We start from the raw sequence: 6,374 nt of genomic DNA, 5'->3' as shown, positions 1-6,374 counted from the left end.
GATGTGCTGGTCCGGCACCGCCCCGCCCCCGCGCCGGCCCCCCCCCCCCCCCCGGGGGGGGGGGGGGGGGCCGATGCGGACAACCTGGTCTCCTTGGAAGGTGGTGCGGGTCGTCTCCTGGACGGGGACGAGGTGGCCGGGTTCGGCCAGCCATGTCTTCAGAACAGCGTCGAGTTCGGCCTGTGAGCGCTGAGGCGTCTGGGTGGACGGGGCGTTGGGTTGGCGGGTGAGGCCGAGCGTCTGCCCATGAGCCTGCGGGCTCCTCCATGCTTCCTCCGAGCCAAAAACCGACAGTGGCTCAGACAGTAGAGAAGACCAGGACTTTCGAGCTGAAAGAGGCCGACGGTGTCCGAGGCCCGGATCATCTCGAAGGCCCGCTGGTCGTTCAGGTCGACGTGGTCGGGGTTGTCGAGATCGAACAGACGTCCGGTCGTCCGGCGGATCTCGGAGACCGCGTACGCCATCGCGGACTGCATGCGCACGCCCAGCACATCGAGCTTCAAGAGGCCGAGATCTTCCACGTCCTCCTTGTCGGCCTGGACCATCGGGTAGCCGGCCGGGGTCGGCTGCACCGGAAGTCTCTCCAGCAGCGCCGCGTTCGACAGGATCACCCCGCAGGGGTGCATGGCGTAGCCGCGCGGCAGCGCGTCCAGGCCTTCGGCGAGCTCCCACAGTGGCCCGAACTTCACCGCCTCAGAGGCCAGTTGGCGCAGCTCCAGCAGTTCCGCCAGGGCGCCGCGGATGTCCCGGGCCCGGATATGGGGAAAACTCTTGGCGACCTCACCGACGACGTGCGGGGGAATCCCCAGGGCGAGGCCGGTGTCCTCAGGTTCCCTGTCAAGTTCAGCGTGTTGAGCTGAAGCGTCAAACGGGGGGCGCCCAAGCCACACCCCCGCCGGCGGCCCGGCCTTGCAGCTAGGACCTTGATCGACCTCAGGAAGCCGTCGCTGCGAGACGGAAGTCGTCGTCATGACCGCCTGGGGAATTGCCGATCTGGGCACGAGCACCTCTTGCAGGAAATAGGGTGGCGCGCATCACATCGCAGTAGGTGGCCGGGGGGCTCGATGCCTGAATTGCTCAGGGTGCCGCTGGAAAGCGGCGGTTCAGTGCTGGTAGAAGTCGATAACGGGCCGCAGGCGGTGGTCAGGGTTGCCAGGCCCGGTGGGATGGTGGCTGAAGCATCCGAGACGCTGGAGCGCGGTCTGGAGAGCGTGCGCGAGGCCGCGCATGCTGTGCTCGCTAAGATGGCCGACCTGCCGCGGCAACCAGACAAGATCACTCTTGAGCTTGGGTTGAAGCTGTCGGCGGAGGCGGGCGTCTTCCTCGCCAAGACCGCCAGCGAGGGATCACTCACCCTCTCCATGGAGTGGGACAGGCAGCAACCGGAGGCTGTGCCGATCACCCAGGCCGTCGCCGCGCGCGACGGCGCCGTGGCGGGATAAGGCACGGGGAGTCCGCGGTGCCCGGACCTGTGCCCAACCCCGGGATTGCCCGCATGTGGTCGCGTGGCGCTCGGGCCACGCCGCAGGGTGCTGGCTTTCTTGCTGGCCCCAGGATCGTGCTTACGTGCGCGCATGTGGTTTCGGCCGTCGCCGGAGAACAGGAGGGGAGTCCCCTCGCTCTTGGGCTCACCGTCGATGTGGACTTTCCCCTTGCCGGACGAGCAGCCCGCCGACAGAGCGCGCGGCTCATCACACACATACCTGTCGCAGAAGACGGCTCGGGCGACATTGCCGTCCTCGCGCTCGATGAGGATCCACCCCTCGGGGCTGAACCTGTGCGACTGCTGGACGTTGAGACAGTGCGCGGCCACCCCTTCCGGGCATTCGGCTTCCCGGCCGGCGACGACGAGGGCGTCTGGTCGCTCGGCACGATCGTGGACGACCGCGGACGGGGCTGGCTGCAGTTCGAGAGCACTAGTGCCTGCGAAATCCGACAGGGCTTCAGTGGCACACCACTGTGGGATGAGCACGTCAAGGGGGTGGTTGGCATGGTTGTCGCCACCGACGGGAGGTTCCTTCAACGGGCGGCCTACGCCATTACCGCCGGCGTCCTGCTGGAGGTACACCCTGAGCTGCGTCGCCTCGCTGCACCGCCATCGCCGTTCCGTGGGTTGGAGTCGTTCCGGGAGCACGATGCCACCCACTACTTCGGGCGAGCCGAGCAGATACAGGCGTTGACCGAGGCGGTCACCACGTCGTCGATCGTCCCGGTCATCGGGGTGTCCGGAGTTGGCAAGTCATCGCTGATCCACGCCGGTCTCGTACCCCAGCTGCGCAAACGTGGGGACTACAGCATCGCCTCGCTGGTCCCAGAGCCAGCCTTGGGAGCGGAGCTCATGCTGGCTTCCGCTCTGCTGCCATTACTCAACGCACCGGACGACGTTATCAAGCCGCTCGACCGACTCGAACAGGTTGAACGGCTCGTCGGACGGCTTCGGGAGGGAGGGACCGCTCCGGTTGTCAGAGAGTTACTCACCCGCACTGGAACGACCCAGCTCGCCCTAATCGTGGATCAGTTCGAGATGCTGTTCCGCTGCTCGCCCGACACGGCCGAAAAGTTGGTCGACCAACTGGTGGACATGACCGGATGGCGCACCGCGGACGGCGGACCACTAGTGCGGCTGGTCTTCGCCCTGCGACTGGACTTCCTGAAGGCCATGAAGCGCTTCCCCGTTCTGGAGCGGGTCTGCGAGGCGTCACCGGTGCTCGTCGACCGCCTGGCCGAGGACCAGCTCCGTGAGGTGGTGCTGTCCCCGATCGCCTCATTCCACGGGGCCGTACGTTTCGAGGACTCGCTCGCCGAGCGACTGCTCTCGGACGCGGGTCGCAGCCCCGGTGGGCTGCCCCTGCTCGAATTCACCCTTACCCTGCTATGGGAGCAACAGCGTCAGGGCATCCTCGCGCATGCCGCCTACGAGGAGATCGGCCGAGCGGCGGGCGCCCTGGCGTCGCATGCCGAGCGTGTCGTCAAGGAGCGGCTGGGCGACGTGCACGATGAGGTGCGGCGACTGTTCGTGCAGCTTGTTCGCCCAGGCGACGGAGGCCTCAACAACCCGGTCGACACCGGGCGCACCGCACGCCGCACCGAGCTGCACCCCGCCTGTTGGAAGGCCGCACAACTACTCGCCGTACAGCGTCTGGTGCACCTCGATCGCGCGTCTGACGGCATGGAGACGGTCGCTCTCGCCCACGAAGCGCTACTCGAACACTGGCCTGCGCTGCGCTCCTGGGTCGACGCCGACCGCGAATTTCGGAGCTGGCAGGAGCATGTGCGCGAGCGCATCGCGCGTTGGGAGCAAAGCGGCCGCGACCACGCCCTGCTGATGCGCGGTTCCGAACTCAAGCAGGCACGGGAGCAACTGCGCGACCGGTCGGACGACATCCCCGAGAGTGAACGCCAATACCTTCAGGCGAGCCAGGAGTGGCGTCGGCGCCAGCGGTCCCGCAAAGCCATCGTCGCGGCGGCAGTTACTGCGGTAATAGGGACCCTGGCTGGCATAGGAGTGCACTCGGTGCGTGGCAGCAAAGCCGCCGAATGGTCGGCCAGCCTCGTGCAACAGGCCCAGGGCCAGGCGGACTCCCATCGGGAAGTAGCCGCATTACTGTCCGTCGCCGCCTGGCGCACCGCGCCCACCCAACAAGCACACAACAACCTGTTCACCCGCTATCTGACCGATGCCCCGTACGACGCCATCCTGCCCGCGGGCGGGGAGGTCGCGGAGACAACGCTGGACAACTCCGGCCAGGTCATCGCGGTACGGAACGTTGCGGGCCGACTGTCGGTATGGCGTGTCGGGACTGACGGCCCCTCCCTGATTGTCCGCATGGACGACGTCTCGGCCGTCGCGGTCAGTCCCGACGGCACCCGACTCGCTTTGGGAGGCGACGGCAACCGCATCAAGATCTGGGACCTGCGTGAAAAGAGGACCCTGCTAACCCTACGAGCCGCGATGAGCACCAACAGCACCGCTCAGGCGGTGGACGAGCTGCGCTTCGACCGCACGGGACGCCGCCTGTTGGCCCACCCTCCAAGAGATGACAGGGCCGAGGTATGGAACCTCGACCGACCCACCGCTGCGCCCGTCACCCTGGAAGCGCTGCTTGAGGGTTCACCCACTGGATTCGTCTTCGCCGCGGATGGCAAGCACGTCGTAGCCTCCGGGCCAGGGGTCCAGTCCCAAGGCGTCTGGGACACGGGCTCCGGGCGCCTGATGGCTGTCCCCGGCTTCAACGAGCCCGAGTTCGCCCCGGGTCCCCGTCCGGTGGCCACGATATGCGCCAACGGAAAGTGGCGGCTGACCGATGTCTCCGCCGGCAAGCCCGACCCCCGTCTCTTCCAGAGCCTGCCTTGCAGCACTGAAGACATGACGATCGGCGAGTTGGTCGGCATCTCTGACCAGGTCGTTCTGGCACGCGACAACGGAGCTGTGACCGTGCACGACGCCGCCACCGGACAACGGCTTCTCGTACTGGCCGAGGACGGTACCAAGGGCCGCTACACCCGCTACGCCCTGGCTGGCGCGAGCCGCCGCATAGCCTTCGCCCGCGGGACGGAAGTACTGGTCGCCACGGCCCCCACGCCCGGCTCGCTCTCAACCGCCGACGTCTTTAGCACCGGCGGCGACGAGGAGGCCGTGCACTTCTCCCCTTCTGGCCGCTATCTGGTCACGGTAGGTGCTGGCGGGGATGTCGCGGTCTGGGACCCGACGACCGGACGGAGGATCGCAGCGGTAGGCCGGGGCGGGTACCAGACGTCCGCGCGGCTTGCGTTCGACGCCGAGGAACAGACGCTGGCCGTGAACGAGGGCTCTGCGGAGTTGGTGACGCTCTACAAGCTGCCCTCCCTTGAGGTACTGCGGCGGATACACGTCGATCGGCCCCTCGGGTCGGCGCCCCAGGACACGGAGCTCCGTAACCTTGGATTCACCCGGCACGGCCGCCTGGTCGCCCTCGTGGCAGGCGCCGTCTCGCAGTGGGACGTCACAACCGGCCGCAAGGTGGGTGAGACGCTGCTGTTCCGGGAGAACTCGGAAGTCGAACGGAGTCGGTACGCAACCACTCTGGCAGCCGACCCCGCGTCCGAGCGGATCGCCGTGGCCACCCCGGACCTGCGCGGCGTCGAGGTCTGGGATCTCCGCGACCGACGGCGGGTCACCGTCGTCATACCCAGCTCCCGCGCTCCGCTCGCCGATCGGAACGCTGTGGGGTTCAGCAGCGACGGCCGGCGTCTGCTGTTGATCGGCAAAGACGGGAGTGCGGAGGTGTGGGATGCCAAGGGTGGGCAGCGTGAGTCCAAAATCCCCCCCGACGTCGCCCGCGCCACGATGTTCCTCTCCGATAGCGACGAGACAGTCAGCGTAAGGCAGGGCATCGTGGAGCGGTGGGGCCCTGGCGGGCTCTTAACCCAAACCCGTATACCCGCAGCCGCTCACGTTCGGGCCGTCGTGCCCTCCCCCGACGGTGAGCGCCTACTGCTGAGCGTGCCGGTGAGCACCATCCAGGGGACTGAGACGGATTTCGGGACCACGGCAGTTTTCCAACTGAGACAGGCATCCGCCAGTAGCTGGGCTGCCGAACTCTGCTCACACGTCACACGCAACATCTCCCAGGAGGACCTGAAAAATATGCGGTACGGAATGCTGGAGCGGGTCTTTCTGGGGGTGACGGCGTGCGACGACCGGTGAGTTTCCCGGTAGCAGCGGCGGTGCTCTGCCTGACGCTGGTGACAGCTTGCGGAGGGCCAGCAGACAGGGTTCAACCGGAGTCGATCCCGTCCGTTTCCCTGTGGGGCACCACGCGCCCGTCGGCGGATAGGCCCTCACAGGTTGGAAAAAAGCCCTTCGACGTGGACCGGGCGGTGCTCCGCATCAAGCGCCTGGGATACACGGCCGACACCAAGGCCAGCACTCTAAAGAACCTCCGTGGACTCCTTCGTGCGATCCACGCTCACTGCACCGGCAGCGTCGATGGGAAATGTGTTTCCGTGTTCTTCTTTCACGGCAACGAGTACGCCGGCTACGACGTGACGGCGGCCGCCCAATCAACGATCAAAAGCCAGGACGGAAAGACGGTTAACCTGTCCTATCCCGTGTACCTGCCAACGGATCCGCAGTGCTGTCATTCCGGTGGCGAGCGTGAGTACCAGGCGCGCTGGGAGGACGGCAAGGTGATCTTTTCACCACCGCTGCCCGAGAATCCAAACTACCCAGACAAGTGACGTCAACCGCCGTGTCCCACTCATCGGCCGCCCATCTGAGAGCCCGGAAGTCAACCGAGCTTAGACGTCATCTCATTTGGCTGGGTAAGCTGCCGGTCGTGGTGGGGATCGTTGAGCGGCTGGTGCCGGATGAGTTGTGGGAGCTGTTTCAGCGG

The 6,374-nt window shown here is 66.7% G+C and carries 3 protein-coding genes and 1 pseudogene; 3 read left to right on the top strand and 1 reads right to left on the bottom strand.

Translation table 11 applies throughout. From position 1 onward, the window contains the following. Positions 1-314: 314 nt before the first annotated feature. Positions 315-824, bottom strand: a pseudogene (locus ABZT02_RS46000) (DNA polymerase III subunit alpha); the annotation flags it as partial. Positions 825-1,064: 240 nt separating this feature from the next. Here ABZT02_RS46000 and ABZT02_RS45995 point away from each other — a divergent pair. From ABZT02_RS45995 to ABZT02_RS45985, 3 genes are all read left to right on the top strand, one after another. Further along, on the top strand, positions 1,065-1,442 hold the full coding sequence (locus ABZT02_RS45995; protein ID WP_356029420.1) for a CU044_2847 family protein: 378 nt from the start codon (positions 1,065-1,067) through the stop codon (positions 1,440-1,442). Positions 1,443-1,495: 53 nt separating this feature from the next. Beyond that, positions 1,496-5,686 carry a trypsin-like peptidase domain-containing protein gene (locus tag ABZT02_RS45990; RefSeq protein WP_356029422.1) on the top strand — a complete coding sequence of 1,397 codons (4,191 nt, stop codon included), beginning with the start codon at positions 1,496-1,498 and terminating at the stop codon, positions 5,684-5,686. Between the two features lie 173 nt (positions 5,687-5,859). Further along, on the top strand, positions 5,860-6,219 hold the full coding sequence (locus ABZT02_RS45985) for an LppP/LprE family lipoprotein (RefSeq protein WP_356029417.1): 360 nt from the start codon (positions 5,860-5,862) through the stop codon (positions 6,217-6,219). Positions 6,220-6,374 lie beyond the last annotated feature (155 nt).

The organism is Streptomyces sp. NPDC005402 (assembly GCF_040606575.1).
GTDB lineage: Bacteria > Actinomycetota > Actinomycetes > Streptomycetales > Streptomycetaceae > Streptomyces.
This window is presented reverse-complemented; position numbering and strand designations above follow the sequence as displayed.

What these genes read in the sequence shown, in the direction of transcription:
- ABZT02_RS45990 (WP_356029422.1), top strand. Translation starts at nt 1,496, where the DNA reads ATGTGGTCGCGTGGCGCTCGGGCCACGCCGCAGGGTGCTGGCTTTCTT.
- ABZT02_RS45995 (WP_356029420.1), top strand. Translation starts at nt 1,065, where the DNA reads ATGCCTGAATTGCTCAGGGTGCCGCTGGAAAGCGGCGGTTCAGTGCTG.